The 26970-nt window shown below is 68.9% G+C and carries 27 protein-coding genes; 9 read left to right on the forward strand and 18 right to left on the reverse strand.

Annotated features, from left to right (window positions below; all coding sequences use genetic code 11):
• Positions 1-302: 302 nt before the first annotated feature.
• The 3 genes from E3T22_RS01960 to E3T22_RS01970 form a co-directional block, all read right to left on the reverse strand.
• A complete protein-coding gene (locus E3T22_RS01960) occupies positions 303-863 on the reverse strand; it encodes a hypothetical protein (RefSeq protein ID WP_134409138.1) in 561 nt (186 codons plus the stop codon).
• 251 nt (positions 864-1114) lie between these two features.
• A complete protein-coding gene (locus tag E3T22_RS01965) occupies positions 1115-1537 on the reverse strand; it encodes a VOC family protein (RefSeq protein WP_134480708.1) in 423 nt (140 codons plus the stop codon).
• Between the two features lie 128 nt (positions 1538-1665).
• A complete protein-coding gene (locus E3T22_RS01970; protein WP_134480707.1) occupies positions 1666-3396 on the reverse strand; it encodes a bifunctional diguanylate cyclase/phosphodiesterase in 1731 nt (576 codons plus the stop codon).
• A gap of 221 nt (positions 3397-3617) precedes the next feature.
• Here E3T22_RS01970 and E3T22_RS01975 point away from each other — a divergent pair, with 221 nt between their 5' ends.
• Positions 3618-3914, forward strand: a complete 297-nt coding sequence (locus E3T22_RS01975) for a hypothetical protein (RefSeq protein WP_134480706.1) — start codon at positions 3618-3620, stop codon at positions 3912-3914.
• A gap of 47 nt (positions 3915-3961) precedes the next feature.
• Positions 3962-4990 carry a glutathione S-transferase family protein gene (locus E3T22_RS01980; protein WP_134480705.1) on the forward strand — a complete coding sequence of 343 codons (1029 nt, stop codon included), beginning with the start codon at positions 3962-3964 and terminating at the stop codon, positions 4988-4990.
• A 71-nt stretch (positions 4991-5061) separates the two neighbouring features.
• On the opposite strand, the gene E3T22_RS01985 is transcribed toward E3T22_RS01980, so the two are convergent.
• Positions 5062-5823, reverse strand: coding sequence for an SDR family oxidoreductase (locus E3T22_RS01985; protein ID WP_088455900.1), 762 nt, complete (start codon positions 5821-5823; stop codon positions 5062-5064).
• Positions 5824-5976: 153 nt separating this feature from the next.
• Between E3T22_RS01985 and E3T22_RS01990 the strand changes: the two genes are divergently transcribed.
• The gene (locus E3T22_RS01990; protein WP_134480704.1) at positions 5977-6891 is read left to right on the forward strand and encodes a 3-methyladenine DNA glycosylase; all 915 of its coding nucleotides are present in this window, start codon (positions 5977-5979) and stop codon (positions 6889-6891) included.
• Here the strand turns inward: E3T22_RS01990 and E3T22_RS01995 are convergent.
• Complete coding sequence (locus tag E3T22_RS01995) at positions 6888-7607, reverse strand: NAD(P)H-hydrate epimerase (protein ID WP_241983569.1); 720 nt, start codon at positions 7605-7607, stop codon at positions 6888-6890. The genes E3T22_RS01990 and E3T22_RS01995 overlap by 4 nt on opposite strands.
• A 333-nt stretch (positions 7608-7940) precedes the next feature.
• Here E3T22_RS01995 and E3T22_RS02000 point away from each other — a divergent pair, with 333 nt between their 5' ends.
• Genes E3T22_RS02000 through E3T22_RS02015 form a run of 4 tightly spaced genes read left to right on the forward strand, consistent with a single transcriptional unit; the run spans position 7941 to position 10355 of the window.
• Entirely contained in the window at positions 7941-8903 is a 963-nt protein-coding gene (locus E3T22_RS02000; protein WP_198415063.1) for a 1-phosphofructokinase family hexose kinase, read from the forward strand.
• Between the two features lie 32 nt (positions 8904-8935).
• Positions 8936-9253, forward strand: coding sequence for a hypothetical protein (locus E3T22_RS02005; protein ID WP_134480703.1), 318 nt, complete (start codon positions 8936-8938; stop codon positions 9251-9253).
• Between the two features lie 40 nt (positions 9254-9293).
• Positions 9294-9752: a hypothetical protein gene (locus E3T22_RS02010; protein ID WP_088455896.1), complete on the forward strand. Its 459-nt coding sequence runs from the start codon at positions 9294-9296 to the stop codon at positions 9750-9752.
• A 3-nt stretch (positions 9753-9755) separates the two neighbouring features.
• Positions 9756-10355, forward strand: a complete 600-nt coding sequence (locus E3T22_RS02015) for a TetR/AcrR family transcriptional regulator (protein WP_134480702.1) — start codon at positions 9756-9758, stop codon at positions 10353-10355.
• Positions 10356-10506: 151 nt separating this feature from the next.
• Here the strand turns inward: E3T22_RS02015 and E3T22_RS02020 are convergent, their stop codons facing one another.
• Positions 10507-12747: a UvrD-helicase domain-containing protein gene (locus E3T22_RS02020; protein WP_088455894.1), complete on the reverse strand. Its 2241-nt coding sequence runs from the start codon at positions 12745-12747 to the stop codon at positions 10507-10509.
• Positions 12748-12947: 200 nt separating this feature from the next.
• Here E3T22_RS02020 and E3T22_RS02025 point away from each other — a divergent pair, with 200 nt between their 5' ends.
• Positions 12948-15122 carry a glutamine synthetase III gene (locus E3T22_RS02025; RefSeq protein WP_134480701.1) on the forward strand — a complete coding sequence of 725 codons (2175 nt, stop codon included), beginning with the start codon at positions 12948-12950 and terminating at the stop codon, positions 15120-15122.
• Positions 15123-15198: 76 nt separating this feature from the next.
• Here the strand turns inward: E3T22_RS02025 and E3T22_RS02030 are convergent, their stop codons facing one another.
• The 7 genes from E3T22_RS02030 to E3T22_RS02060 all read right to left on the reverse strand — a co-directional run bounded on the left by E3T22_RS02030 (position 15199) and on the right by E3T22_RS02060 (position 22672).
• Positions 15199-17763: an ATP-dependent Clp protease ATP-binding subunit gene (locus E3T22_RS02030; RefSeq protein ID WP_134409132.1), complete on the reverse strand. Its 2565-nt coding sequence runs from the start codon at positions 17761-17763 to the stop codon at positions 15199-15201.
• Positions 17764-17954: 191 nt separating this feature from the next.
• Positions 17955-18563: a hypothetical protein gene (locus E3T22_RS02035; protein ID WP_134480700.1), complete on the reverse strand. Its 609-nt coding sequence runs from the start codon at positions 18561-18563 to the stop codon at positions 17955-17957.
• 56 nt (positions 18564-18619) lie between these two features.
• Positions 18620-18937: a carboxymuconolactone decarboxylase family protein gene (locus tag E3T22_RS02040; protein ID WP_088455890.1), complete on the reverse strand. Its 318-nt coding sequence runs from the start codon at positions 18935-18937 to the stop codon at positions 18620-18622.
• Between the two features lie 199 nt (positions 18938-19136).
• Positions 19137-19934, reverse strand: a complete 798-nt coding sequence (locus E3T22_RS02045; protein ID WP_088455889.1) for an ATP-binding cassette domain-containing protein — start codon at positions 19932-19934, stop codon at positions 19137-19139.
• A complete protein-coding gene (locus tag E3T22_RS02050) occupies positions 19931-20989 on the reverse strand; it encodes an ABC transporter permease (protein WP_240632432.1) in 1059 nt (352 codons plus the stop codon). The genes E3T22_RS02045 and E3T22_RS02050 overlap by 4 nt, the downstream gene beginning before the upstream one ends.
• Positions 20986-21978, reverse strand: coding sequence for a sugar ABC transporter substrate-binding protein (locus tag E3T22_RS02055; RefSeq protein WP_241980244.1), 993 nt, complete (start codon positions 21976-21978; stop codon positions 20986-20988). Before E3T22_RS02055 ends, E3T22_RS02050 begins: the two co-directional genes overlap by 4 nt.
• Positions 21979-22090: 112 nt before the next feature.
• Positions 22091-22672: a DinB family protein gene (locus E3T22_RS02060; protein ID WP_134480699.1), complete on the reverse strand. Its 582-nt coding sequence runs from the start codon at positions 22670-22672 to the stop codon at positions 22091-22093.
• Positions 22673-22707: 35 nt separating this feature from the next.
• Between E3T22_RS02060 and E3T22_RS02065 the strand changes: the two genes are divergently transcribed.
• Positions 22708-23217, forward strand: coding sequence for a DNA alkylation repair protein (locus tag E3T22_RS02065; protein WP_134480698.1), 510 nt, complete (start codon positions 22708-22710; stop codon positions 23215-23217).
• Between the two features lie 18 nt (positions 23218-23235).
• Here E3T22_RS02065 and E3T22_RS02070 read toward each other — a convergent pair whose 3' ends face one another.
• From E3T22_RS02070 to E3T22_RS02090, 5 genes are all read right to left on the reverse strand, one after another.
• Entirely contained in the window at positions 23236-24204 is a 969-nt protein-coding gene (locus tag E3T22_RS02070) for an NAD(P)-dependent alcohol dehydrogenase (protein WP_134480697.1), read from the reverse strand.
• On the reverse strand, positions 24201-24449 hold the full coding sequence (locus E3T22_RS02075; RefSeq protein ID WP_088455883.1) for a helix-turn-helix transcriptional regulator: 249 nt from the start codon (positions 24447-24449) through the stop codon (positions 24201-24203). The genes E3T22_RS02070 and E3T22_RS02075 overlap by 4 nt, the downstream gene beginning before the upstream one ends.
• Positions 24443-24871 (reverse strand): hypothetical protein, encoded by a 429-nt coding sequence (locus tag E3T22_RS02080; RefSeq protein ID WP_088455882.1) that lies wholly within the window; start codon positions 24869-24871, stop codon positions 24443-24445. The genes E3T22_RS02075 and E3T22_RS02080 overlap by 7 nt, the downstream gene beginning before the upstream one ends.
• A 215-nt stretch (positions 24872-25086) precedes the next feature.
• Complete coding sequence (locus E3T22_RS02085) at positions 25087-26004, reverse strand: alpha/beta hydrolase (RefSeq protein WP_088455881.1); 918 nt, start codon at positions 26002-26004, stop codon at positions 25087-25089.
• A gap of 35 nt (positions 26005-26039) precedes the next feature.
• Entirely contained in the window at positions 26040-26948 is a 909-nt protein-coding gene (locus E3T22_RS02090) for an alpha/beta fold hydrolase (RefSeq protein WP_134480696.1), read from the reverse strand.
• Positions 26949-26970 lie beyond the last annotated feature (22 nt).

Genomic DNA, 26970 nt, shown 5'->3' on the forward strand with positions numbered 1-26970 from the left:
CTCCGGCCACACCGCCGACGATCTGGCTCGCGTCGCAGCGAAACTCAACCGCCGGCCCCGACCCACCCTCGGCCTCGAAACCCCAGCCAACCGGCTAGCCCAGCTGCTCACAGCAGCACAAACCACCGGCGTTGCTTAGACCGCTTGACTTTGCCCGCGATTTCTGGGGCTTGTCTCCCAGCTCGCGGATGTCTTCGCGCGGCGCCGAATCCGACCTGATGCCCGGCGTCGACCTCGGCGGCGTCGCAACGTTGCTCGGCGAACCCTCGGAGCCGACCACGACACTGTTCATCTCAGCGAGGTCAGACGCCGTAGTCCTCGGCCGGCGAGGAGATGCTGGTGATCGTGCGCTCGGGATTGTCGGTCGACACCCACACCGAGATCGACGAGTTGTCTCGTGGATTCGCGTCGCTTCTGGGGATAGCGACCCCGCCGACGAACACGGTGAAGCTGTCCTCGTCGGTCACGGTGTGCGGATACTGATCGGCGAGCGCAAGCGCCGAGTCGCCGATCTGGATACCGTCTATCGTCGTCAGTGACACGCCGTTCAGTTCCGGCGCCTCGAGAACGACGTAGTAGTTCGAGTCCAGCGGCGCCGTGGCGGGCCAGTCCTCGTCCACTATCCGCAGCCCCGGCCAGTCGTAGCGGGTCTGGGGGCCGGGCTCGACGGTGGGATATTCCCTGTCCACGACCGGGTCGGCGCCGAAGGCCGCGGTCAGGGCGGCGACGACGTCCTCGATCGGGTCGAAGTAGCTGAAGGACACCACGCTTTCGTCGCTCGAGGTCACCTGCATGGCCTCGGGCGTCACAACGATTCCGGTGACGGTGGCGGCGGCCGCGGGTGCGGGTGTTTCCGTCGGCACCGGCGTTGCGGTCGGGCTGGCGACGGATGTCTGTGACGGCTCTGGCGAGGCCGCGGTGCCTGCCGATCCCTCCCCGGCGCAGCCCGTGAGCGCCACTGCCAAAGCCCCGATCAGAACGAATAAACGTGCACGAACCATGGATCTCCCCCGAGATGTCGTCATGTGCTTACGCTATCGACGGCAGCCCTCGAACGCCCAGAACCGACCACCCCAGTTCGGGGTGGTCGGACCGGTCGAGCCTAGTGCGCGACCTATTGCGCGGCCCCCGCGATGTTGACCATCCAGGCCACTCCGAACTTGTCGACGCACATGCCGAAACTGTCGCCCCACGGCGCGACCTCCAGCGGCATCGTCACCGATCCGCCGTCGACAAGCCGGTCCCAGTAGACGCGCAAGACTGCGGCGTCGCCACTGTCGCCGCTGAGCGAGACCGAGTAGTTGTTGCCGGGCGTGTACTCCATGGCGTTCGGGGTGTCCGCCGCCATCAACGACAGGCCGTTCGGGGTGGTGAGCGCCGCGTGCATGGTCTTGTCCTGCTCGCTCGGGTCCTCGCTGGCCTGGTATTCCGCGAACGTGCTGCGCGTCAATTCGCCGCCGAAGATCGAGTGGTAGAACTCCATCGCCTCCTTGGCGTTGTCACGAAATCCGAGATAGGGGTTGAGCTTCGTGCTCATGATGTCTCCTCGCTGCCCGGACCTCGCTGCCCGTGCCATCGGTGGTGGAAGGTGCGTCTGCGTACGCTGCCGATTATCAACCGGACGGCGCCGATGCGCGAGGTGTACGCCGCATCAGCCCGTTCGGGTCAGCACGACTGCGCCGCCGGCAGCAGCTCGGCGGGCACCGGCCGCGAGATCAGGTAGCCCTGCGCGGTGTCGCAGCCCATGGCCCGAAGCAGGTGCAACTGGCCGGGACGTTCCACCCCCTCAGCGGTCACTCGCAGGCCCAGCGCGTGGGCCGTGTCGATGACCCCACCCACCAGAAGCGCATCCTGGGGCGAGTCCTCGATCGTGTCGATGAAGGTCTTGTCGATCTTCACGGTGGTCAGCGGGAGGTCACGCAACATCGCCAGCGACGAGTACCCGGTTCCGTAGTCGTCGAGCGCGATGCTCAGGCCCGCGTCCCGCAACGCCTGCAGCTGGCCGATCGCCCGCGGCAGGTCGGTGATCGCGGACCCCTCGGTGATCTCAACCTGCAGCAGCTCCGCGGGCACCCCATGGGCGGCGAGTGCCGCGAGCACCTGCGGAACCAGGGTGCGGGCGGCCAGCTGCAGGGGCGACACATTGATCGCGATGCTGCGTGGCTCACCCGCATCCAGCCACTGGCGCGCCTGGGCGCACGCCTGGTCGATCACCCACTCACCGATGCGGTGGATGTCGCCGGACAGCTCCGTGATCGGGATGAACTCGGCCGGCGACACCTCACCCAGCACCCTGTCGTTCCACCGCAGCAGAGCCTCGACGGCGGAGCAGTCTCCCGTGACCAGGTCAAGTTGCGGTTGATAGTTCAGTGCGAAGGTGCGGGATTCGAACGCCGCCGTGAGCCGACGGCGGATGAGCGCGTTCCGGGTGATCGGCGCGGCGCCCTGTCCGTCGAGCCTTGCCACTTGGCGTTTGCCGGACTGTTTGGCCTTGATCATTGCTCCGTCGGCGTGTCTGAGCAGCGCGTCGAGCTGGTTCAGCTCCAGTTCGTCGACCACGTCGACGGCCATCGAGACACCTACCGACGCGGATACGTGCAGCAGGTGGCCGTCGCTCGGGAACGGTGCGGTGGCACTGATCAGCACTCGGTCCGCGACGTCGAGGGCCTGGGCCTCCGTCACGTTAACCAGAAGCGCCGCGAATTCGTCGCCGCCCAGCCGGGCCAGAACATCCGTGGGACGCACCAGCCTGCGCAGCCGGTCGGCGAATTCGACGAGGACCTCGTCGCCGGCCCGATGTCCGAAGGTGTCGTTCACGGCCTTGAACCCGTCAAGGTCGATGAACAACACGGCCACGCCGGCCAGGTCATCCGCGGTGAACGTCGAGCCCCGCTCCTCAAGCTGGCGCCGGTTGGCCAGTCCGGTGAGGGAATCGTGCAGTGCGGCGTAGCGGAAGTCGGACGACAGCCGCTCGAACAGCTGGGAGACCGCGACAACACCGGGCCCGGCATCGGTGAGTACCAGCACGTCCCGATATCGGGACTCCTCCGGCAGGGCGAGGATGCGCTGGGCGGCGTCGCCGAGTTCGAGGTGTCCCGGCAGCGAGAAGGAATTCTCCGACACCATCTGCGCCGCGGTTGACCTCACGTGCAACCCCCGTCCGTAGCCGAGTCGCCCGGTGAGCGTGTACTCCACGTGCTCGCGCGACAACAGCGCGTATCGTTCACCCTCGTGCACGACCAGGGAGCGGAGCTGGCGCTCGGCCCGGAAAGTCCGGTCGATGTCGGCCAGCGGGGTGTCTCCCGGTACCAGTCGGGCGGGTGTGGCCAGTTCGCCGACGCTGACGGGCCGGTCAGCACGCAGGTCCCGGGCTACAGGCGGAAATTCTAAGCTCATACAAAATCAATACCGGAGCGACTGGGTGTCACGAAACCCGCTCGCCGCCGTTTGCCGCACGTTAAGGTTCCGCGCACCCCCAAAACGGCCACATCGAGGTGCAGGTCACCGGGCCGCTGAGCGATGACCAGGGAGTGACACCGACATCCGCAGCTACCGAAGGTCGGTTAAGCTGACGCTGAGCAGGCAGCGCCTGTGCGTGTCGATATCGAAGGACCCCCATGGACCACGTCGCCAGCATCGTCGCCGATATTCACCTGACCAAGCCCGAGGCGCTGGCCGTGATCGCCGCGACGCTGGATGCCCCGGTGCAGGGGGCGCGGACGGCCTCCGCTTTCGTGGGGCTACCGCAGGGCGGCTGGGTGGAAGTGGACATCCCGAAATTCGGTGAGGCCCCGCCCCTCACCCTCGATGTGCACGATCCCCGCGGCCAGGCTGAGGCCCGCGCCTCCGCCCAGTCGCTGCTGGACCTGCTCGCGCACGTCGCCGGCTGGCCGGTGCATCACCCGCACGAATGAGGGCAACTCTATGCGTACGCACGGGTTCTTTCCCGTAGCGTGGAGCCATGAGCAACGAGACCCTCACTCCCAGCACGCTGCGTCCCAGTTACGTGGAGCCCGGCAAGGACTTCGATCGCGACACCAATTACATCGAAGACCGCATCACCCTCGACGGCCGCGACGGCTGGCCGGTGGAACCCGGCCGCTACCGCCTGGTGGCCGCCCGCGCCTGCCCGTGGGCGAACCGCACCGCCATCGTGCGCCGGTTGCTCGGCTTGGAGCGGGTCATCTCTCTTGGCATGCCCGGCCCCACCCACGACAAAAACAGCTGGACCTTCGACCTCGACCCGAACGGAGTAGACCCGGTGCTGGGCATCGAGCGCATCCAGCAGGCCTACTTCGCGCGCTTTCCCGACTACCCCCGCGGCATCACGGTGCCGGCGATCGTGGATGTACCCTCCGGCAAGGTTGTGACCAACAACTATCCCCAGATCACCCTGGACTTCGAGACCGAGTGGGCGGACTACCACCGGCCCGGCGCGCCCGACCTCTACCCGGTGGCCCTCCGCGCCGAGATCGACGAGGTCGCCAACCTGATCTTCCACGACGTCAACAACGGCGTCTACAAGTGTGGCTTCGCCGGCAGCCAGAAGTCCTACGAGCGGGCCTACGGCGCCCTCTTCTCGAGGCTCGACTGGCTCGAAGAACCCCTGACGAACCAGCGCTACCTCGTGGGCGATACCATCACCGAGGCCGACATCCGCCTGTTCACCACGCTCGCCCGGTTCGACGCGGTCTATCACGGTCACTTCAAGTGCAACCGCAACAAGCTCAGCGAGATGCCGGTGCTCTGGGCCTACGCCCGCGACCTGTTCCAGACCCCGGGCTTCGGCGACACTATCGACTTCGAGCAGATCAAGAAGCACTACTACGTGACGCACAGCGACATCAACCCCACCGGCATCGTGCCCGCTGGGCCGGATGCGTCGGGGTGGCTGACCGCGCACGGCCGCGAGGCCCTGGGCGGCCGCCCGTTCGGCGACGGCACCCCGCCGGAGGCGCCGCTCGAAAGCGAGCGGGTACCGGCGCTCTAGGCTGCACTGAGGTGCGGAAATCCCCCCTTGCCTGGCAACAGGAAGGGGGGATTTCCGCAATTCAGTCGCGCCTAGCGGGCGAGCCAGCCACCGTCGACCGGCAGGGTGATTCCGTTGACGTAGTCGGATGCGTTGCTGGAGAGGAAGACGGCGGCACCGACGAGGTCGGAGGCCTCGCCCCAGCGTCCGGCGGGGATGCGATCGAGAATCGCCTTGGACCTGTCGGCGTCCGCCCGCAGATCCTTCGTGTTGGCGGTGGCGATGTAGCCGGGTGCAATGGCGTTCACGTTGACGCCGGACGCGGCCCATTCGTTCGCCAGTGCCTTGGCCAGGCCCACGATGGCCGACTTGGATGCCGTGTAGCCGGGCACGTTCACGCCGCCCTGGAAGCTCAGCAGGGAGGCGGTGAAGATGATCTTGCCGTGGCCGCGAGCCACCATGTTGGCGCCGACGGCGCGACTCAGCACGAACTGCGACGACAGGTTCACGGCGATCACTTCGTCCCAGAACTCGTCAGAGTGCACGGCGGCCGGGGCCCGGCGGATGGTGCCGGCGTTGTTGACGAGGATGTCGGCGTTCAGGGCGGCCAGCTCGGTGCCGAGGGCGGTGATCACTGCACGGTCGGCGTAGTCGGCGTCGTAGGGGGTGAAGGTGCGGCCCAGTGCCTCAACCCGCTGGGAGACCTCGCTGCCGGTCATCGGCATGTTGACGCTCACTCCGACGATGTCGGCTCCGGCGGCCGCGAGTCCCTCGGCCATGGCGAGCCCGATGCCGCTGCTGGCGCCCGTGACGATGGCCACCTTGCCGGTGAGGTCGAAGGGGTTCGCGGTCATGTTGGTGCTCCTTTGTGAGTGTGCCGGGTCGCGTTCGATGTTCTGCTGGGCGGAACATCGTTCCGCCTAGTGACTACTCTACGGGGTGATCACGCCGCCGGGCGACCCGACCTGCGGATTGGACGGGCCCCGCACGGCCGCGAGTACCCTCGTATGGTGCACATCTCTCCCGCGACCGCGCTCACAGCGCTCACCGCCGGCGACTGGCGCGAACTGGAACGTCGGCACCAGGATCGGGCCGACGCCGCCACGCTGGGACGCCGGCAACGCGCCGGCACCGTAGACACGCATCCGGTGGACGACTTTCTGTTCACCTACTACCCGTTCCGTCCAGGGTTGTTGCGGCGGTGGCACCCCGGTGCCAACGTGGTCCTGCAGGGCGCGGCGACCGAGGAGCGCGCCGGGTGGAAATGGTACCGCTCCGAGCGGGACGACCTGGTCGTCGACCACGCCGCCTTCATCGAGAAGAACGCGCGGAGCATCCGCTTCATCGTGACACTGCTGGGCCGCACCGCCCAGCGAGCCGGCGATTTCGGCTGCTTCGGCCTGCACGAATGGGCCATGGTGTACAAACAGGGCGAGCACCGCCATGAATCGCCGCTGCGGCTCAGCCAGGGCGACACCGACACCGTGGTGGAATCCCACCGGATCGCCTGTACGCATTTCGACGCGTTCCGCTTCTTCACCCCCGCCGCCGTGGACCTCAACTCGGAGCAGGCCCGCCCCGTACTGCCGAGCCGGGAGAACCAGCCGCGTCTGGAGCAGCCCGGTTGCCTGCACGCGGGCATGGACGTCTACAAGTGGGCCATCAAGCTCGGTCCCCTGATTCCCGGGGACCTGCTGCTGGACTGCTTCGACCTCGCCCGCGACATCCGGGAACTCGACATGCAGGCATCCCCCTACGACCTCTCCGAGTGGGGCTACTCCCCTGTCGCCATCGAGACCCCGACCGGCAAGGCCGAGTACGTGCGGCGGCAACGCGGGTTCACCGAACGGAGCAACGGCCTGCGCGCCCGGGTGATCGCCGCGGTCGGCGCGCTGCCGGAGCCTGTGCTCCCGGCGCGTTAGCCCAGGTCACGTCGGCGGATGCGCTCCAGCTCGTCACCGATACCGATGTCGGCCACGACGACCCGGCCGACATAGTCGGCGGCCGGGCGGGTGACGAGCCCGGTCTTGCAACCGCCGAAGGTCACCGTCAGGTCGGCCGGCAGCACCGTGGGGTCGGGCACGCTGCCATCGTCCACGCCGATGCCGCTGGGCAGGTCCACGGCCACGACCAGGGGCGGATGCTCACCGGCGAGGGCCGGCAGAAGAGCCGCCACAGTGCCGCGCGCCACTCCGCGCAAGGCGGGATTGCCGGTGGCCCCGGTGCCCAGGATGCCGTCGAGGATCAGGTCGGCCGAACGAGCGAGGCCTGTGACGACGTCGGGAGGTTCGTCCATCGGGCGCAGGTCAGCTCCGTGCGCGAGGGCCGCCTCGAGCGCTTCCCGGTGTGGGCGGTCGCTGGTAGGCAGGATGCAGAGGGTGGCGCCCCAGCCGGCCAGCATCTCCGCGGCGTACAAGGCGTCTGCCCCGTTGTTGCCCGACCCGGCCAGAACCAGCACGCGCGCATCCTCAACCGCTCCGCCATCCGATCCGCCGCGCCGCGCCGTGAGAAGGGCCGCTGCCTCGGTTGCGAGCGCACGGGCCGCCCGGGCCATGAGGGGTACTCCCTGCTCGAGGAACGGGGCTTCGGCCTCGCGCACCTGGGCTGCGGTGTAGGTCGGCAAGGGTGAGGGATGCACGCCGCCACCCTACGCCGCCGGGGCGGCCCGACCCCGCGACGCTCAGCGTCCGGTCAGAGAAGTGGATACCCCATGGGGTATTGTTGGGTCCTCCAGGCCGCCCGGCCTGGCCAACCAGAAGGAGTCCCCCGTGTGCCGAGCCGTGACCTGTAGAACCTGCGGAAAGACTACCTGGGCCGGCTGTGGTCAACACGTCGACCAGGTCATGCGGGGCGTCCCCCGAATCGATCGCTGCGCCGGACACCAGAAGGAGCCCTCCGGGGGAGGCTTCTTCACCAGGCTGTTCTCCCGCCGCTGACCGGCGAAAAGCGCTCACAGTCCTACGCTGGGGTCATGGATGTTCCCAGGCCGACAACGCTGCGACCGATACTCACTCTCACGGTCAACCCTGCCCTCGACGTCAGCACCTCGACGGAAAACGTGGTCGGTGAGCACAAGATGCGCTGCGGACCCTCCAGGCTCGACCCGGGTGGCGGCGGCATCAACGTCTCCCGCGTCATCCAGCGTCTCGGTGGCCAAACCCTGGCCATTTATGCAGCCGGCGGGCCGACCGGCGACGCCTACCGCAAGCTCATCGAAGCCGAAGGCCTCCCCACCGTGGTGGTGCCCATCGCGGGCAGCACCCGGGAGAGCTTCACGGTTGACGAGACGACCACCGGCAAACAGTTCCGCTTCGTGTTGCAGGGTCCGGAAATCACCGAACCCGAGTGGCGTGCCTGCCTCGCCCGGGTGGCGGAGTCGATCCCGCACGGCGGCTACGTGGTGGCCAGCGGCAGCCTGCCGCCGGGCGCGCCCGACGACTTCTACGCCAGGGTCGCCCGCCTGGCCCGCGAGCACGACGCGCGCTGCATAGTGGATGCGTCCGGGCCGGCCCTGGCCGCAGCCCTCGCGGAAGGGGTCTTCCTGGTCAAACCCAGCGGACGTGAACTGGGCGAGCTGGTGGGCTCGACGCTCGACACCGAAGAGAGCCAGATCGCCGCGGCAAGCACCCTCGTCTCCCGGGGATCCGCCGAGTTCGTGGCCCTCACGCTCGGCGGCAAGGGTGCCGTGCTCGCCTCGGCGGCCGGCGTGATGCGCTTGGCCGTTCCGCAGGTCACGGTGCAGAGCACTGTCGGCGCCGGCGACAGTTTCCTCGGCGCGTTCGTGCTGCGCATCGCACAGGGCCACGACCCTGCCGCGGCCTTCAGAGCGGCGGTCGCGGCCGGCAGCGCCACCGCGATGACACCGGCCACCGAGCTCTGCCACCGGGCCGACGTGGAACGACTGGAAGCCGAACTCGCCCTGGTCCCGGCCTGAGCGCCTCGGGCGGCGAGATTAGTGTTGTTCCCATGAAGCTGACCAGAATCGACCCGCCCGGTCGGAGCTTTTCCCGCTGGCTGACCGACGAAGAGGTGGGCCAGGTGCTGGCCTCGAGCCGTGGCTGGCGACTCGGGAGCGACGGCAGCGTCGTTGCCGGCACTCTGCGCAAGACCGTCATCGCCCCTTCCCTGGTCGCCCTGGGCGCCGCGGCAACCGCCAATCGGTGGATCAGCCGCCCCGCCAGGGCGGGTAGCGATGGCAGCGGGCCGACCCACATGATGTGGGGCGTGTTCGAGGCCCGCACCGACGCCGAAGTGGCCGAACTGGTGGCCGCCGCCCCGCGGTAGGCCGAGTCATTGACCCAGTGATCAATGTAGGGTGGGAGCCATGACCCTCCTCGCCCCGCAGAAGACCCGCGCCACGATTGTCCGCACAGTGTTGCGCCTGGTGCTCGGCGCTTTCCTGCTGCTCGCCGGCATCAGCCACCTCACCGTCAACCGGGAGGCGTTCCTCGCCCAGGTACCTACCTGGCTGCCGCTGGAGGGCGACTTCGTGGTCGTGGCCTCGGGAGTCGTCGAGATCATCCTGGGCGCGGCGCTGCTGGCGCTGGGCCGGTTCCGTGTGCAGGTCGGCTGGATCGTGGCCGCGTTTTTCGTCGCGATCTTTCCCGGCAACATCTCCCAGCTCGTCACCCAGACCGACTCATTCGGGCTGAACACCGACCTCGACCGCACCATCCGGCTGCTCTTCCAGCCCGTGCTGGTGCTCTGGGCGCTCTGGTCAACGGGCGCCTGGAAGGCGTGGCGCGAGTATCGCACCGGCCGGCGCACCGACGGCGGCAACTGACCCATGGGCGGACCCAAACTGCCCGAACAGGAACGCTGCGACGCCATCCTGACCGCCGCCTACCAGATCGCCCTCACCGACGGTCTCGATGCCGTCACCGCCCGACGCGTCGCCACCGCAGCGGGCATCTCCCCTGGCCTGGTGTTCTTCCACTTCCAGTCCAAGGACGGCCTGCTCCAGGCCCTGCTCGCGGTGCTGCTCGACGGCACCCTCGACGCGCTCACCGACCCGAGCCTGGCCGCCCTGGCACCGTGGGACCGCCTCGAACGGATGGTCAGGGTCGAGCTCGAACGCCTGGTCGAGCACCACGCGGGCGTGGAGTTGCTCTTCGCGTTCTACTTCTCCCGCCACGCCGACCTGTTTCGCGACCGCATCGAGGCCTCATTCGGGCGCTACCTGGAGGCGTTCCTGCCGGTCTGCCGCGAGGCGGTCGGCGCGGCCGGGTCCCCTGCCGGCGGGGAGGGCGTCTCGGGCGTCGACCTCGCGGCCACAGTCGTGGCGCTCATTCAGGGCGCCTCCATCCAGGCGATCCGCAACTCGGCCTTGATCAATTCCGAAGCGCTCCTCGCGACCATCAGGGCCCTGCGGCCGCGCGCCGCCTGACAAGCCGTCCTGAGGAGGCCGGCGCCGAGGCAGGCAGAGCGACCCGAGACAGGTCTCCCCCGACGTGCCTCAAAAACCCCTTCTGCACGCGTGAAGGGGACTAGTGCCCGGAGTGGGCGACGTCGGTGCGGCGAGGCAGCGCAGCCGGACGCTAGGGCAGGTCGCTCAGCCCGGCGGGCAGCGGACCGTCGCTCACGAGGTACAGGCGCTGGGTCGCGCGGGTCATGGCCACGTAGAGTGCTCCGGCTCCGCGTTCGGACGCCGCCACGATGGCGGTGGGGTCGACGACGATCACGGCGTCGAATTCGAGACCCTTGGAGTCGTGCGGGGTGAGCAACGCCACATCCCGCAGCAGACCGAGCGCCCCGCGGCCGACGATGTCGCCGAACTCGGCGTCGAGAGCCTCTGCGAGGGCATCGATGTGCTCCTCCACCACGATCACCGCGACAGTGCCGCCCACGCCCAGGGTGCGCTCCCGCCGCAGGGCGTCCAGGGCGTCCGTCACGATAACGACCGGCCAGTCGCTGGCGCGCACCGTGCGTGACGCCGTGATCGGCAGGCCGTGCGCCACCGCCATCTTCTCGGCGGCCTCGGCGATCTGGCTGGGGGTGCGGTAGTTCACCGTCAGCTCCTCCAGGCGCCACCTGTCGGCTTCGAACGAGGCCTCGAGCACGGGTGCGAGGGCCTCCCGCCAGCTGTCCGCCGCGGCGGCCGCGGCGGCCTGGGCGATGTCGCCGACGATGGTGAACGAGCGGCGCGGGCCGCGGCGCATGAGCAGCCGCCACTGCATGGGCGAGAGCTCCTGCGCCTCATCCACGATCACGTGCCCGTAGGTCCAGCTGCGATCCAGCGCCGCCCGTTCGGCCGTGGTGGCGCGGTCGCCGAGTTCGGCGAAGTTGTCGGCGAGGGCCTTCGCATTCACGAGTCCCTTGACGTCCATGTTCTTGATCGCCAGCTCGGCGTTCTCAATGTCGCGCTTGCGCTGTTCCTTGGCCTCACGCTTCTGGGCCGCGTCGACGGCGCTGTACTCGCCGAGGTGCTCGGCCGCCTCATCGAGCAGCGGGATGTCGGCGATGGTGAACTCGGCGTCACGCGGTCGGTGGAGCAGCGCGCGCTGCGCGGCCCGCCAGCGCGGCGTGAGCTCTTCCAGCCACTGCGGCCGGGCGTAGAGGTCCTGCACAAGCTTCTGCGGGGTGAGTGGCAGCCATGCGGTGTTCAGCGCCACCCGTACATCGTCGGCCAGCCGGAGGTCTTCGCGCAGCATCGGAAGGTCGGTGTCGTCCATCGACCGGCCCTGGCGCTGGAGCTGCTCGAGCCACTCGCGGGCCAGCGCGTTCAGGGCGTGCTTGACGAAGACGACGCGGGCCTCGTTGTGCGGCTTCCCGCCGGAGCGGGCGCGGTGGATGGCTGCCTCGATCAGCTGGGGCTTGAGCACCAGGGTGTCGCCGTTCACGAGCAGCTTTTGGGCGGCGGCCGGCACCTTCTGCCTGCTCTTCACGGCCCGAGCGATCAGGTCGGCCATGAACGTCTGGCCCTTGAGCGCGGCGACGGCGGGCGCGTCCTCGTGGCCGGCCTCGACGCCGGGGAACAGCTGGCCCACCGAGGCGAGCACCACCCCGGTCTCTCCGAGTGACGGCAGCACCGCCTCGATGTACTGCAGGAACGACGTGGACGGTCCGACGATGAGCACACCGGCGTTCTGCAGCCTGTCGCGGTGCGTGTAGAGCAGGTAGGCGGCGCGGTGCAGCGCCACGGCGGTCTTGCCGGTGCCGGGGCCGCCCTGCACGACAAGCACACCGTTCAGCTCCGAGCGGATGATGCGGTCCTGTTCGGCCTGGATCGTCGAGACGATGTCGGACATGTGCCCGGTGCGCTGGGCGGTCAGCGCCGAGAGCAGCGCCCCCTCGCCCTGATGCAGGTTGGCGGTGTCGCCCTCCAGCAGCGCCGCATCCAGAATCTCGTCTTCGATGCGGATGATGCGCCGGCCGTTGGAGAGCAGGTGCCGGCGGGAGCGGGCACCGAGCGGCGTCGCGGCGGTGGCCTGATAAAAGGCGCTGGCCTGCGGTACCCGCCAGTCGAGCAGGATCGGCTGCAGGTTCTCGTCGCGGAGGCCCACCCGGCCGATGTACCTGTAGACGGGTGCGCCGTCCTCCTCCGGGGCAGTCTCCAGCCGGCCGAAGGCCAGGCGGTCGTCCACCTCGCGCAACTGCACGATGCGGTCCTCGTAGGTGCGGGCAAAGGTGTCGCGCTCGGACCGGGACTGGTGGTTACCACCGACGTCGAGAATCCGCACGGCCTTCAGCTGGGCCTCGGCCTCCCGCTGCAGCGCGTCGAGGCGCGCGTACAGCGTGGCGACATAGTCCTGTTCGCGCGCAAGCTCCGTATCAACCACTCAAACACCCCTCAAATCAAACGACCAGTTTAGCCGCTGACGATGCTGCTGGGTTTCGACCCCCAACCGGGAGCACCGGCAGAGCGAATCCGTCACGCGGCCGAAATGTCCCCGGCATACACGCTCCCTAGGTTTGGGCTACCGGATTCCGCACCCCGTCGCGGACAGAGCCCGAATAGACCCGAATAGAGGGGTAAACCATGAGTGGAAATGCCATGCGCCTGCAGGCGATCAGGGATGTCGAGGCCTATGTGCCCCCGGCCGTCAGCTTCACCGACGCCGAAACCCCTGGCCAGATCTTCGGTGAGAACGTGTTCAGCAGCGTCGTCATGCAGAAGCGCTTGCCCAAGCTCGTCTACAAGTCGGTCATGGCCACCATCGAGCACGGTGCGATGCTGGATCCCCTGGTCGCCGACGCCGTCGCCTCCGCCATGAAGGACTGGGCGATGGAAAAGGGCGCATCGCACTACGCGCACGTGTTCTACCCGCTCACCGGCCTCACCGCCGAAAAGCACGACAGCTTCCTCGAACCCGTCGGCGACGGCACCGCGCTGGCCGAGTTCGCCGGCAAGACCCTCGTGCAGGGCGAGCCCGACGCCTCCAGTTTCCCCAACGGCGGCCTGCGCAACACCTTCGAGGCCCGCGGCTACACCGGATGGGACGTCACCAGCCCCGCCTACGTTCTGGAGAACCCGAACGGCAACACCCTGTGCATCCCCACGGTTTTCGTCTCGATGACCGGCGAAGCCCTCGACCACAAGACGCCGCTGCTGCGCTCGCAACAGGCGATGGGCGAACACGCCGAGCGTATCCTGCGCCTGTTCGGCCACGTCGAGCCGGCCAAGGTCGTCGCGTTCTGCGGCCCTGAGCAGGAGTACTTCCTCGTGGACCGGCACTTCTTCCTGGCCCGCCCCGATCTGCTCAACTCCGGCCGCACCCTGTTCGGCGCCAAGCCGCCCAAGGGCCAGGAATTCGACGACCACTACTTCGGTGCCATCCCCGAGCGGGTGCTCGGTTTCATGATGGACACCGAGCGGGAGCTGTTCAAGCTCGGCATCCCCGCCAAGACCCGGCACAACGAAGTCGCGCCCGGCCAGTTCGAGATCGCGCCGATGTTCGAACGCGGCAACATCGCCGCAGACCACCAGCAGCTGCTGATGACCACGTTCAAGACCATCGCCAAGAAACACGGCATGGAGTGCCTCTTCCACGAGAAGCCCTTCCAGGGAGTCAACGGCTCAGGCAAGCACGTCAACTTCTCGCTGGGCAACAACCAACTCGGCAGCCTGCTCGTCCCCGGCGACAACCCGCACGACAACGCCCAGTTCCTGGTTTTCTGCGCCGCGGTCATCCGTGCCGTGCACAAGTACGCCGGTCTGCTGCGGGTCTCCGTCGCCTCGGCGACCAACGACCACCGTCTGGGCGCCAACGAGGCCCCGCCGGCGATCATCTCGATCTTCCTCGGCGACCAGCTGGCGGATGTCTTCGAGCAGATCGCCAAGGGTCCCGCGACCTCCTCGAAGGACAAGGGCACCATGATCATCGGCGTCGACACGCTGCCCCAGCTGCCGACCGATCCCGGCGACCGCAACCGCACCAGCCCGTTCGCCTTCACCGGCAACCGGTTCGAGTTCCGCGCACCGGGCTCGATGCAGACCGTGAGCGGCCCGATGGTGACGATCAACACGATCATGGCGGAGTCGCTGGACTACATCGCCACCGACCTTGAGGCGGCCGTCGCGGCCGGCACCGACTTCGACACCGCCGTGCAAGCCCTGCTGACCCAGATCATCACCGAGCACGGCGCCATCGTGTTCAACGGCGACGGCTACGCGGACTCCTGGCCCATCGAGGCCGAAAAGCGGGGGTTGGCGAACCTGCGGACGACGCTGGACGCCCTGCCGGAGCTGATCACCGAGTCCGCCCTGGAGCTGTTCGAGAAGTACCGGGTGTTCAACCACCGGGAGATGCACAGCCGCTATGAGATCGGTCTGGAGCAGTACGCGCTCACCATCGGTGTTGAGTCCCGCCTCACCCTCGAGATCGGCTCGACGCAGATCCTGCCGGCCGCGATGCGGCACCAGACCGAGGTGGCACTCAACATCGGCGCCGTCAAGGCCGCCGGCGGGGATGCCGACATAGCCGCCCTGTTGGAAGTGAGCGCTCCGATCGCCAAGCTGCGCACCGCCCTGGCCGTGCTCAAGGACGTCCTGGCTGCCGAGTCCGGCAGCGCGCTGGCCGAGGCAGAGCACGCCAGGGATGACCTGCTGCCGGCCATGAGCGCCGTGCGCGCGGCGGCCGACGTGCTGGAGGGCATCGTGGCCGATGACCTGTGGCCGCTGCCGACCTACCAGGAGATGCTCTTCATTCTGTAGCTTCCACGAACAGGCCGAACGCAGAAACGCCCCGGCCGGACCCGTCAAGGTCCGGTCGGGGCGTTCTCATTCGCGGCTACGCCGCCAGCGGCATCCGTGCCGGTTCGGACGCCACGTGCAGGGCACCATCGGCCACGGTGACGGCCACCACTCCCGCGACGCCGAGCTCTGAAGCCACCAGCAGGTCGGCGATTCTGTCGTCGAGCTGACGCTGGATGACCCTGCGGAGCGGCCGCGCGCCGTACTCGGGCTCGTAGCCGTTCTCGGCAATCCAGTCCACGGCCGCGTCGCTCACGGTGAGCGCGTGTCCCTGGGCGTGCAGCCTGGCCTCGGTCTGGTTCAGCAACAGCCGCACAATCTGGCGGAGCTGGGGCTGATCGAGCTTCCGGAACAGCACGACCTCGTCGATGCGGTTGAGGAACTCGGGCCGCATGGCCTCACGGAGCTTGGCCATCACCCGGTCCCGCAGGGCCTTCTCCGACCCGAAGCCGTTGTGCGCTCCGTCGAGGTCGGCGGTGAAGCCGAGCGCGCCGCTGCGGCTGGCGAGCACCTCGGAGCCGATGTTGGACGTCATGATGATCACGGTGTTGCGGAAGTCCACAGTGCGGCCCTGGCCGTCAGTGAGGCGGCCGTCGTCGAGCACCTGCAGGAGCAGGTTGAAGACGTCGGGGTGCGCCTTCTCGATCTCGTCCAGCAGCACCACCGAGTAGGGGTTCCGCCGCACGTGTTCGGTCAGCTGGCCGGCCTCGTCGTAGCCGACGTACCCCGGAGGAGCACCGACCAGGCGGCTCACGGTGTGACGTTCACCGAACTCGCTCATGTCGAAGCGCAGCATCGCCTTCTCGTCACCGAACAGTGACTCGGCCAACGATTTGGCGAGCTCGGTCTTGCCCACCCCGGTGGGGCCGAGGAACAGGAAGCTGCCGACAGGCCGGGAGGCATCGCCCATTCCGGTGCGGTTGCGCCGTACGGCCTTGGCGATCACGGTCACCGCGTCCTCCTGCCCGATGACCCGCTGGTGCAGGTCGTGCTCGAGCGTGGCGAGGCGTTCGCGGTCGCCCGCGGTGAGGCGGCTGGCCGGGATGCCGGTGGCGCGGGCGATGATCGCGGCGATCTCGGCCTCGTCGACCACGGCGGACGGTGCCGGCTGTGACGCATCCTGGGCGGCCTCGGCCGCGGTGATCTGCTCCGCCAGCTGCTCGGTCTCGTCCCGCAGGCGGGACGCCTCCTCGTAGGCCTCGGCGGCGACCGCGATGGTCTTGGCCGTTTCGAGGCCGGCCCGCTGTTCGCGCAGGCCTTCGATGTCGACCCTCGAGCCGAGCGCTAGACGCGCTCGGGCGCCGGCCTGGTCGATCAGGTCGATGGCCTTGTCGGGCAGGAACCGGTCTGGAACGTACCTGGCGCTCATTTCGACGGCCGCGCGGATCGCGGCATCCGTGTAACGCACCGAGTGGTGCTCGGCGTAGCGGCCCTGCAGGCCGGCGAGGATCTGCACCGCGTCGTCGATGCTGGGCTCATTCACCCGCACGGGCTGGAAGCGCCGTTCGAGGGCGGGGTCCTTCTCGACCTTGCGGTATTCGTTGAGGGTGGTGGCGCCCACGACGTGCAGCTCACCGCGCGCCAGGCGCGGCTTGAGGATGTTGCCGGCGTCCATTCCGCCCTCGCCGGCGCCGCCGGCACCGACCACGGTGTGCAGCTCGTCGATGAAGACGATGATCTGATCGCTGCGCTCGCTGATCTCGTCCATGGTCTTGGTCAGGCGTTCTTCGAAGTCGCCGCGGTAGCGGGTGCCGGCGAGCATGGCGGGCAGGTCGAGCGCGATGACGCGCTTGCTGCGCAGCTGTTCGGGCACCAGGCCGTCGACGATGGCCTGGGCCAGGCCCTCGACCACGGCGGTCTTGCCCACGCCGGCTTCGCCGATCAGCACCGGGTTGTTCTTGGTGCGGCGGGAGAGGATCTCAACGGTCTGTTCGATCTCGTCGCTGCGGCCGATCACCGGGTCGAGCTTGCCGGAGCGGGCACGCTCGGTGAGGTCGATGCCGTAGGTGTCGAGCATCGGGGTGTCTGAGGCGCTGTCGGCGGCCGAGCTGCCGGCCTGGGCCTCGTCGTCCTCGGCCTGCTGGGCGCCGGCCTGCAGTGACTCGGCCGTGACGCCGGACTCTGCGAGCACGCGGGCGGCGGGTGAGTCCTGGTTCACCACGAAGGCGAAGAACAGGTGCTCCGGGTCGATGTAGGTGGAGCCGAAGGCGCGGGCCACCTGGTGAGCATCCAGCAGGGCGCGCTGTGCCGAGGGCGTCAGACCGGGCGCGGACTGGGACTCACGGTCGCCGGACTCCGGCAGGCGTTGGTCGGCGGCGGCCGCGATGGCGGCGGGGTCACCACCGGCACGGCGGATGGCCGAGGCGGCGGGTTCCTGTTCGACCATCACCCGCAGCAGGTGCAGGGCGTCGACGTGGGCGTGACCGTGGGCGACGGCGAACTGGGCCGCCTGCACGAGGATCTCGTGGGTGCGGCGGCTGAGGAGCCGGGTGATCTCGATGGGGCGGCCGGACTGCGCGGCGCGCTGGCCCTGCAGGTAGCGGGCCAGGAACTCGTCGAACGAACCGTTGTCGGAACCGGTCGGGCCGAAGTATGTAGGCAAGGAAACCTCCTGGGAATCTGAACGAGGAGGAAACCCAAAACTTGAGTGACCTCGACTCAAGTCAACGTTTGGGCGCGCGTTTCATTCCCGCGGCATCCTGAGATTTCCCTGAATCCGCGCTCGCAATGCGTCCGGCGGACGCCGAAGTCACTGCCACCGGGCGCACGACACACGGGCCGGGTCATCGGGTTTTAGGAGGTGAGGTCGGCGCACTCGGGTGCAGCTCGGAAGGCCTGGCCGAGGGTGCTGGAGGTGTCCTCGGTTGCCGTGGTGATGGTCTGAGCGGCGGCACCCACGTCGGAGAGCACTGTACCGGTGTCACCGACGAGCGTCGCCAGCGCATCGACCAGGGTGGCCCCGCTGGTGCCCTCCACCGCACTGGCGCTCGCCCGCAAGGTCGTGAACGACTGATCGACGGTGTCGATCGACTCCTGCACGGCCAGGAGCTCCGGGTCGTCGCCGAGATTCTCCGGGGGTGACTTCACAGTGTCGACCAGGGCGCTCACCGAGGCCGACACGGTATCCATCTGGTTGGACACCGCGGTACCCACCGAATCGCCCCCGGTGACCGCCGCCGTCGCCAGCCCCTGAACGTCGGTTTGCACGGTCGATACGTCGCTGCAGACCGTGCCCGCCCAGGTGATCTGTGCATCTGTCGGAGGTGACGCCGTCTGACCGGGTGACGGGGTGGCCGTTGCGGCCGATGGCGACGAACTGCTCGGTGTCGGATCGGTGCCGTCGGCGGGCGCGCATCCGGCAAGGAGCACCAGCAGGGCCATGAAGACGATGGGCTTTCTCACTGGGGGTGCTCCTCACTGGATCTGCCGCACGACGCGGCTGCGGTGGACTCTGGGCGTTACTGGGTGTCGCCCTCGGAGTCGAGTTGGATCGCGAGGTCGAAGGCCTCGACGATCTTGCGAGCCGATGACAGCAACCGTGGCGTGCCCACGATCGGGGCAACGGCGATGAGAACGTCCTCGATGTCGTCGGCGGTCAGCCCGACCTCCGCTGCCGGTCCGACGTGCATGAGGTACGAACCGACCGGTGCATCCACGGCCACCAGGGCCGCGATCCGGGCGATCATCAGCGTGCGCGGATCGAGGTCGGTGCGGGCCAGCGAGACAGCGTTGATCTCGGCCGCCGCATCCAGCACCGGGGTTGTTCCTGTGGCCATGGGTATCGCTCCATTTCCAGGGTTGGGCCCTGTTGGTGTTCGCGTTTTCCGGATTCTTCGGTGTTCGACGGGCGCACCACGACGGCACGCCGGTCTCACGCCGCAGACGGTAGCAACCAATCCGCGTCCCGCCGATAGCGCCGTTCCGGAATCGTCCGAAACGGATGAGGCGTGCCCGACCCCGCGCTGGCCTGGCGGATCAGTCCCGCTCGAGCTCCCGGGCCAGGGACTCCAGTTCGGCCCCGCCGGCCATCAGCCGGGTCAGCTCGTCGATGGTGATGCCTTTCCGGTCGAACTCGCCCAGGCTGGCCCCGCGGTTGAGCACCAGGAACCTGTCCCCCACCGGGTACGCGTGGTGCGGGTTGTGGGTGACGAACACCACGCCGAGGCCGTGGTCCCTGGCTTGCGCCACGTAGCGCAGCACCACCCCGGCCTGCTTGACGCCCAACGCCGAGGTGGGCTCGTCGAGGATGACGACCCTGGCACCGAAGTAAATGGCCCTGGCGATGGCGACGGATTGCCGTTCGCCGCCGGACAGGGTGCCGATGGGCTGGTCCACGTCACGCAGGTCGATGCCCATCCGGCCCAGCTGCGCGAGCGTGATCGCGCGCATCTCGGCAACCTGGAGGCGGGAGAACGGGCCGATCCCGGCGCTGAGTTCGGCGCCGAGGAAGAAGTTGCGCCACACCGGCATCAGCGGCACGATCGCCAAGTCCTGGTAGACCGTGGCGATACCGGCGTCGAGAGCGAGGCGCGGTCCGGTGAAGCGCACCGCGGCCCCGTCGAGCAGGAGTTCGCCGGAGGAGTGCGGGTGCACACCGGCGAGGACCTTGAGCAGGGTCGACTTGCCCGCGCCGTTGTCGCCCAGCACGCAGAGCACCTCACCGGCGCCGACCGAGGTGGAGATGTCGCTGAGCGCGATGACTGACCCGTAGACCTTGCCGATGCCGCGCACCTCGAGGATGGGCGTTGGCCGGGTTGCTCCTGCGGCGCTCATGCGCGTACCCCGGCTTGGCGGCGCACCGAGAGGTTCACGAGCACGGCGAGCAGCAGCATCCCGCCCAGGAAGGCCTTGAGCCAGTTGTTGTCCCACTGGGCGAACACGATGCCCTGCAGGATCATGCCGTAGATCAGCGCGCCGAGGGCGGCGCCGATCGCGGACCCGTAACCGCCGGTGAGCAGGCAGCCGCCGACGACGGCGCAGATGATGTAGATGAACTCCTGGCCGATGCCCGTGGTGGCTTGCACCGTGGCCACGTCGAAGAGCGAGAGCATGCCTACCAGCCAGCCGGCCGCCGCCGTGCCCATGAACAGGCCGATGCGGGTGCGCTTGACCGGCACGCCGGTCTGCACGGCGCTCTGCAACTGCCCGCCGATGGCGAAGATCCAGTTGCCGTACCGGGTGCGCAGCAGCAGCCAACTGGCCACGGCGGTGATGCCGAGCCACCAGAAGACCGACACCTTGAGGTTGACGCCGAAGACCGGGATCGTCGAACCGAAGATCGCCTTGCCGGCGTCGAAGCCGGGCACCAGGGTCATGCCCTGGATGGCGACCTGGCCGGTGACGAGCTTGGTGCCGGCGAGGTTGAGCCCCTGCAGGATGAAGAAGGTGCCCAGCGTGACGATGAAGCTGGGGATGGCGGTCTTGACGACCAGGAACCCGTTGAAGGCGCCGACGGCGAGGGCGATCAGTAGGGCGAGCAGCATCGCGAACCACAGGTTCATGCCCCATTGGGTGGTGAACGCGCCGACGAGCAGCCCGGTGGTGCCGGTCATGGCTCCGGCCGAGAGGTCGAACTCGCCGCCGATCATGAGCATCGCCACGGCGACGGCCATGATGCCGAACAGCGACGCGGAGTAGAGCCAGGTGGCCACGCCCGCCGTCGACAGGAAGGATGTCGTCGCAACGGAGAAGTACCCGAAGATCGCCAGGGCGGCGACGAGGGCGCCGATCTCCGGCCGACGCAGCAGCCGCACCATCGGATGCGTGCGCGTCAGGCGCTCGTCCGGCGACGCATCCGGCGCGGCGCCCGGTGCGGTCAGCATCGTCATCGGGTGCCGTTGCCGGCGAACGTCGCCACCTGCTCGGCGTTCTCCTTCGTCACGAAGCCCGGCCCGGAGTAGACCGGCTGGCTGCCGCCGACGACGTTGCCGTTGGTGTAGAACAGCTCGAAGAAGTCCACCGGCAGGTAGCCCTGCAGGTAGGGCTGCTGGTCGACGGCGAAGAGGATGCTGCCGTCCATGATGAGGCTGGTGACGTCGGCAGAGACATCGAAGGTACCGATCTGGGCGTCGCTGCCGGCCTCGGCCACGGCCTGCGCGGCGGCCACACCCACCGCGGAGTTGAGGGTGAGCACACCGTCGATGCCGGGGTCGGCCAGCAGGGCGCTCGTGATGGTGCTCTGGGCCTCGGCGACGTTGGCGATGTCGACCTGCACGTTGGTCAGGCTGCCGGCGAGGGTGTCCGCGGCCCCACGGCAGCGGTCCTCGAGCCCGGCGTTTCCGGCCTCGTGGATGACGCAGATGACCTTTTTCGCCGACGCCTCGGCGAGCTGGCGGCCGGCGCCCTGACCGGCCAGGTACTCGCCCTGGCCGATGTGGGTCATGGCGCCGAGCGCGGCGGACTCCTCGGCTCCGGAGTTGATGGTGATCACGGGAATGTCGGCGGCCACGGCAGCCGTGACGGCACCGCGCAGGCCCTCGGGGTTGGCCATGGACACGATGATGCCGTCGACCTTGGCGGCGATCGCCGTCTCGATCAGCTGGCTCTGCTTCTGCACATCGGGGTCACCCTGGTAGGTGACGGTGGCGCCGTAGCGGTTTCCGGCGGCCTCGGCGCCGGTCTTCACGACGTCCCAGAACGCGTCGCCGGGAACCGAGTGCACCACGAGAGCGTACGTGCGGCCGGAGTCGTCGGCCGGGGCTGCGCCGGCTCCCGAGCCGGCTCCGGCGACGGGCTGGCCGGTGCAGGCGGTGAGGGCGAGCAGGGCGAAGCCGGCGCTCGCGCCCAGGAGGGTCCGGCGGGCAGAGATTCTCGACACGAGTGGCATCGTCCTTCGGGTTCGGGCGTGTAAACAGCTTGGCCTTTTCAGGCGCAGTCCACTTTAGGCGTCCGAACGGCGAACACCGCAGTCGGGCTGCAGCCCGACGGCCTCAGGCCGTGCGGGCGGCCTGCTCCACCCGGTCCCGGTAGCCGACCCACCAGCCGGCCTCTCCCGACGGCAGGTTCTCGTTTCCGGCCCGCAGCCCGGCAGCCCCGTCGATCAGTTCGCGCACGATATCGGCGTGGCCGGCATGCCGGTGGGTTTCGGCGATCAGGTGCAGCAGGATGCGGTGGAGCGTGACCACATTGCGGTCGGCGGGCCACCAGGCCACCCGGCCGGTGGCATCCAGCGGCACCTCGGTGATCGTGGTCTCCGAGTGCGCCCAGACCCGCCGGTACAGGTCGACGATCGCGTCACGGGACTCATCCGGGGTCGCCCACATGTCGGCGTTGTCCTCGGCGGCGTCGCCCATCCAGGACAGCTCTTCCGGGAAGGTGCGGCCGAAGGTCTCACCGAGGTACCCGGCCTCGACCCCGGCCATGTGCTTGATCAGGCCCAGCAGGTTGGTGCCGGTGGGCACCACGGGCCGGCGAATGTCGTACTCGCCGAGACCCTCGAGCTTCCAGACCAGGGCTTCCCGGGCCTCCTGCAGGTAGCGGCGGAGATCTGCGGTCATGTCGGCGTCGGTCATGCCGACCAGCCTTGCAGATCGGCGAGAATGGAGCCATGAGTGCTGCCGGCGAGTTCATCAACGCCACCCTGCAGCGGGAGAGCTCCTGGGAGCGCGCCGACGCCGATCGGGCCCGGCTGGGCGGCAGCCTCACCTTCTATGGCGCATCCGTCGGCGCGATACGCGGCACGATCCGCGATGCCGGGCGGCGCTACCCCGGCCTTGGCCACGACGAGATCACGGCCCTGAGCTCCGAACTGTGGGCGGTGCCGGTCTACGAGCGCCGGCTGGCGGCCGTGGTGCTGCTGCAATCCCACGTGCGAATGCTGCGCGCCTCCGACCTCACCCGCATCGAGGGTTTCCTGCGGACCGCACAGCTGCCCGCTCTCCTGGACCCGCTCACAGCGGATGTGGTGCGGCCGCTGGTCGATGCCCTTACCGGTCCGGCGCGCAGCCGGGCGCAGATCGTGCTCGACTGGTGGGCGCAGGATCCCAGCGCCGAACTGCGCCGTGCCGCCGGCCTGCTCGGCGTCTGCGGCGGCGCGGCCCAGCGTCAGGAGTACTAGTCATCAGGAGCGCGCGCGTCAGGGTATGACGACGACCTTGCCCCGGATGCTGCCATCGGTGAGACGGCGCATGGCTGTCGCGGCCTCGGCGAGCGGATAAACCCGATCGATGACGGGCCTGATCGCGCCGCTCTCGAGAAGGCCCGCGAGGGTGTGCAGGTCATCCTGACGCACGACCGAGACCAGACCGGTGAGCTTCTGGGATACGAACGGCGACAGCAGCAGGGCCCGCAGGGCCCTCTCGAAACCGCCGGTCACCCGGCCGCCGCCTTCGCCGCCGACGAGTACCAGGGTGCCGCGGGGCGCGAGCAGTTTGCGCAGCGAGGAGACCGACCGGTTGCCGCCGGTTTCGAGCACGAGGTCGTAGCGCTCGCCCGACCGGGTGATGTCCCCGCGGGTGTAGTCGACGGCCGCATCCGCCCCGAGCGAGAGAACGTAGTCGAGCTTCGCGGTGCTGGCGATGCCCGTCACGTGCGCCCCGAAGGTCTTGGCCAGCTGCACGGCATAGCCGCCGACGGCGCCGGAGGCCCCGATTACGAGCACCCGCTCCCCCGGGCCGGCGTCCCGCAGCGGGGCGAGGGCCTGCAGGGCGGTGACGGCCGAGGTCGGCACGGCCGCGGCCTGCTCGAAGCTCAGGGCCGCCGGCTTGGGCTCGAGTTTGTCGGCCCGGGCGGTCGTGTATTCGGCCAAGGAGCCCTCACCGACACCGAACACCTCATCGCCCGGTGTGAACCGGGTGACGTTGGCGCCGACGGCCTCGACGCGACCCGCGACATCCATGCCCCGCACCCGGCTTTTCGGGGCGCGCAGGCCGACGGCGGGCCGCACGAGGTAGGGAAGCCCCGCCATCAGGTGCCAGTCACCGATATTGAGGCTCGCGGCCTCGACGCGCAGGAGAACGTCGTCGGCGCCGACGGCCGGCCGCTCGATCTCGGCGGGGTGTAGAACGTCGGCCGAGCCGTAGCTGTCGTGGACGATGGCCCTCATGATGTGCCTCCAGGTCGAGTGAGGATGGGAGTTGCCGGGTACTGGAACACGTCGTCGAGTGGTCGATTGAACACCCGGGCGATCTGGAACGCCACCTCGAGAGAGGGCGAATAGCGGCCCTGCTCGATGGCGATGATGGTCTGCCGGGTCACGCCCACCAGGTCGGCCAGCGCGGCCTGAGTCATCTCTCCGTGCGCGAAGCGGAGCCCGCGGATGTTGTTGGTCACGCTCGTCGCCTTCACCATGACTGGAATCCCCGGCGGTAGGCGATGATCTTGGCGATGGAGGCCAGGATCGACGAGAGCACGAAGGCCAGGTAGATCACGTTGGCGATCCAGAACGCGTCCAGCCCGGTGATGGCGAAGACCAGCGCGAGTACGGCCCCGAGAATCACGAAGGACTGGCCGATGTGTTCGCCGAGCCGGTTGATCTCCTTGTCGCGCTGGTCCTTCCGGCCGGCCTCGTGGGGCGACAGGATGGCCGCGATGATGTTCAGCAGGATCCCCGCGACGATCGAGCCGACGATCGTCCACAGCATCGCGGGAATGTAAGCCGCCTGCTCGAGAGGGGCGCCGTCTGCGCCACCCAGCACCAGAACCAGATAGATGCCGTACGCCACTATCGCGACGACGACCATGATCCAGGCGCGTTGTTCTTCGCGTGCCATCTGCGGCTCCCTGCCTCGATGCCGGTCCGTGCCGGCGTGTAAAAAATTGTTGACACGATGAATGTATGCCCGACCAGACACCGTGTCAAGTATTTTTTACTTACCTTTTCGCGACTTGCCGAGAAATGCCCCTTGCCGGGTCGTGAAGGAGTCTTGTGCGGCAAGTCGGTGAGCTGAGCGGCTGGTGGTGGTGCCGGCGGCTACGGCGAGCCGCGCTAGAGCCGGCGGGCCCAGTCGACGATCAGGCGGATGCCCGCGGCGAAGTCCGGTGACTTCGGCCGGTTGAGAAAGGCGTGGGCGGCATCCGTCAGTACGTGGTACTCGACGGGAACCCGGGCCGCGGCGAGTTCCTTGGCGAACTGCTCGCCGGAGGCCCGCATCGAATCGCTGTCGGCGTCGATGAGTAGCGCGGGGGGAAAGTCGGGCAGCGAGTGGCCGCCGGGGAACGCATACGGATCGGCCAGTGCGGCCCGGGTCCCGGCGTAGATGCGGTTCACCGCGTTGAGCAGCAGGGGGGTGTGTGTGAATCTGCGCCGGCCGCGCAGTCGGCTGCGCAGCTCGCGCGAGCGCTCGGGCAGGCTCGCGTGGAAGAGGCCGTAGGCGAAGAAGACCCCGCGCAGGGGCTCGGCGCCACCGTGGGCCAGCCGGAGCACGGCTCCCGCCGACAGGCAGGCGCCCGCGCTCGCTCCGCCCAGGATCACCCCGTCGCCGAACTCGCCCTGTACCGCCCGCACCACCGCGACAACGTCATCGACCGGCACCGGAAAGTGGATGCGTCCGGTCGACGCTGCCGTCCGCCCGAATCTGCTCAGCCCCGGGATCGACGTGAGCCTGTAGTCGACGGTGATCACGGTGAATCCGGCGGCGGCCAGTGCCAGGGCCACCTCGTGGGTTTCCGGCAGGTCGAGGCCGCCCTTGACGAAGGCGCCACCATGCACCCAGACGATCGGCGCCGGCTCGAGCGACACCGATCCGACCAGCGCCGTGCCGTCCGGCGCCGCGCCGACCAGCGCCGTACCGACCGGCGGGGCATACCGGCGCACCGGAACGGGGCCGTGCGGGCCCTGAATGACAGCGTCAACACCGACATCCGCGTTCTCGGTCTCAGATGCACCGCGAGTTCTCCCGATCATCTGCACAGGCTACGGCCTGTGGACCCGCGCCGGGCTCAGGAGTGCGCGAGCAGCCAGTCCAGCGCCGGCGCGCACTCGGTGAGGATCGAGATGTGGCCGTCATCGGCACAATCCCAGAGCTCGGCGTTCGGGATGGCGTGGGCCAGCCAGGCCCCGTGCGCGGGCGGCACCACCCGGTCGCGGCCGCCCTGCGCGATGAGCACGGGCACCGAGATCGCCGTCACGTCGAATCCCCACGGCACCACGAACGCCATATCGTCATCGATGAGCCCGTCGGGGCCGGCCGCCGAGGCCTCCCCCACGTCCGCTCCCAGCGGCGCCCAGTCACCCTTCAGGGCGGCGTAGTCCCGCTCGACGAAGCTCGCCGGATCGAACTCCGCGCTCGCCTGGTAGTGCTCGCGGGCGGGCCGGCCGGAGCAGGCGGCGCGCAACGCGCCATCCGACGCCATGCCGGCGAAGAAGTCGAGGCCGTCGGCATCGAAGGGCGCGATCGCGGCCAGGCACGCGGCGGCGGTCACCCGCTCGGGCAGCAGTGCTGCGCAGGCCAGGGCGTGCGGGCCGCCGCCGGAGGCGCCCATCACCGCGAACCGGTCCAGCTGCAGGGCGTCGGCGATGGCCGCCACATCCGTCGCCGCCGACCCGACGGTGCGGCTGGGCAGCGGCGTCGACCCGCCGTAGCTGGGCCGTCCGTACGAGATCAGCCGGATGCGCCGCTGGGCCGCCGCCGCGAGCAACGGTTCGAGCAGGGCCCCGGTCTGTGGCGAACCGTGGTGCCACAGAACGGTGAGCCGGGCCGGGCCAGGTTCGCCGACGGGGTCGTAACCGTCCAGACCGCCGTATTCAGCCGTCGCAGCGGACTCCCCGGCGAGGCCGGTACTCCCAGCACTGTCGTGCACCCTGAGCACACGTCCGTCGGAGCGCCGCAGATCCTGCACTGACACCATCGGGCCAGCGTAAGCCGGATTC

This window comes from Cryobacterium sp. TMB3-10 (genome assembly GCF_004402305.1).
GTDB classification, from domain to species: domain Bacteria; phylum Actinomycetota; class Actinomycetes; order Actinomycetales; family Microbacteriaceae; genus Cryobacterium; species Cryobacterium zongtaii.

Bases quoted from the DNA above. Each gene is read 5' to 3' on its own strand.
- E3T22_RS01965 (WP_134480708.1), bottom strand. From the start codon at position 1,537: ATGAGCACGAAGCTCAACCCCTATCTCGGATTTCGTGACAACGCCAAG.
- E3T22_RS01970 (WP_134480707.1), bottom strand. From the start codon at position 3,396: ATGAGCTTAGAATTTCCGCCTGTAGCCCGGGACCTGCGTGCTGACCGG.
- E3T22_RS01975 (WP_134480706.1), top strand. From the start codon at position 3,618: ATGGACCACGTCGCCAGCATCGTCGCCGATATTCACCTGACCAAGCCC.
- E3T22_RS01980 (WP_134480705.1), top strand. From the start codon at position 3,962: ATGAGCAACGAGACCCTCACTCCCAGCACGCTGCGTCCCAGTTACGTG.
- E3T22_RS01985 (WP_088455900.1), bottom strand. From the start codon at position 5,823: ATGACCGCGAACCCCTTCGACCTCACCGGCAAGGTGGCCATCGTCACG.
- E3T22_RS01990 (WP_134480704.1), top strand. From the start codon at position 5,977: ATGGTGCACATCTCTCCCGCGACCGCGCTCACAGCGCTCACCGCCGGC.
- E3T22_RS02000 (WP_198415063.1), top strand. From the start codon at position 7,941: ATGGATGTTCCCAGGCCGACAACGCTGCGACCGATACTCACTCTCACG.
- E3T22_RS02005 (WP_134480703.1), top strand. From the start codon at position 8,936: ATGAAGCTGACCAGAATCGACCCGCCCGGTCGGAGCTTTTCCCGCTGG.
- E3T22_RS02010 (WP_088455896.1), top strand. From the start codon at position 9,294: ATGACCCTCCTCGCCCCGCAGAAGACCCGCGCCACGATTGTCCGCACA.
- E3T22_RS02015 (WP_134480702.1), top strand. From the start codon at position 9,756: ATGGGCGGACCCAAACTGCCCGAACAGGAACGCTGCGACGCCATCCTG.
- E3T22_RS02025 (WP_134480701.1), top strand. From the start codon at position 12,948: ATGAGTGGAAATGCCATGCGCCTGCAGGCGATCAGGGATGTCGAGGCC.
- E3T22_RS02040 (WP_088455890.1), bottom strand. From the start codon at position 18,937: ATGGCCACAGGAACAACCCCGGTGCTGGATGCGGCGGCCGAGATCAAC.
- E3T22_RS02045 (WP_088455889.1), bottom strand. From the start codon at position 19,934: ATGAGCGCCGCAGGAGCAACCCGGCCAACGCCCATCCTCGAGGTGCGC.
- E3T22_RS02050 (WP_240632432.1), bottom strand. From the start codon at position 20,989: ATGACGATGCTGACCGCACCGGGCGCCGCGCCGGATGCGTCGCCGGAC.
- E3T22_RS02060 (WP_134480699.1), bottom strand. From the start codon at position 22,672: ATGACCGACGCCGACATGACCGCAGATCTCCGCCGCTACCTGCAGGAG.
- E3T22_RS02065 (WP_134480698.1), top strand. From the start codon at position 22,708: ATGAGTGCTGCCGGCGAGTTCATCAACGCCACCCTGCAGCGGGAGAGC.
- E3T22_RS02070 (WP_134480697.1), bottom strand. From the start codon at position 24,204: ATGAGGGCCATCGTCCACGACAGCTACGGCTCGGCCGACGTTCTACAC.
- E3T22_RS02075 (WP_088455883.1), bottom strand. From the start codon at position 24,449: ATGGTGAAGGCGACGAGCGTGACCAACAACATCCGCGGGCTCCGCTTC.
- E3T22_RS02080 (WP_088455882.1), bottom strand. From the start codon at position 24,871: ATGGCACGCGAAGAACAACGCGCCTGGATCATGGTCGTCGTCGCGATA.
- E3T22_RS02085 (WP_088455881.1), bottom strand. From the start codon at position 26,004: ATGATCGGGAGAACTCGCGGTGCATCTGAGACCGAGAACGCGGATGTC.
- E3T22_RS02090 (WP_134480696.1), bottom strand. From the start codon at position 26,948: ATGGTGTCAGTGCAGGATCTGCGGCGCTCCGACGGACGTGTGCTCAGG.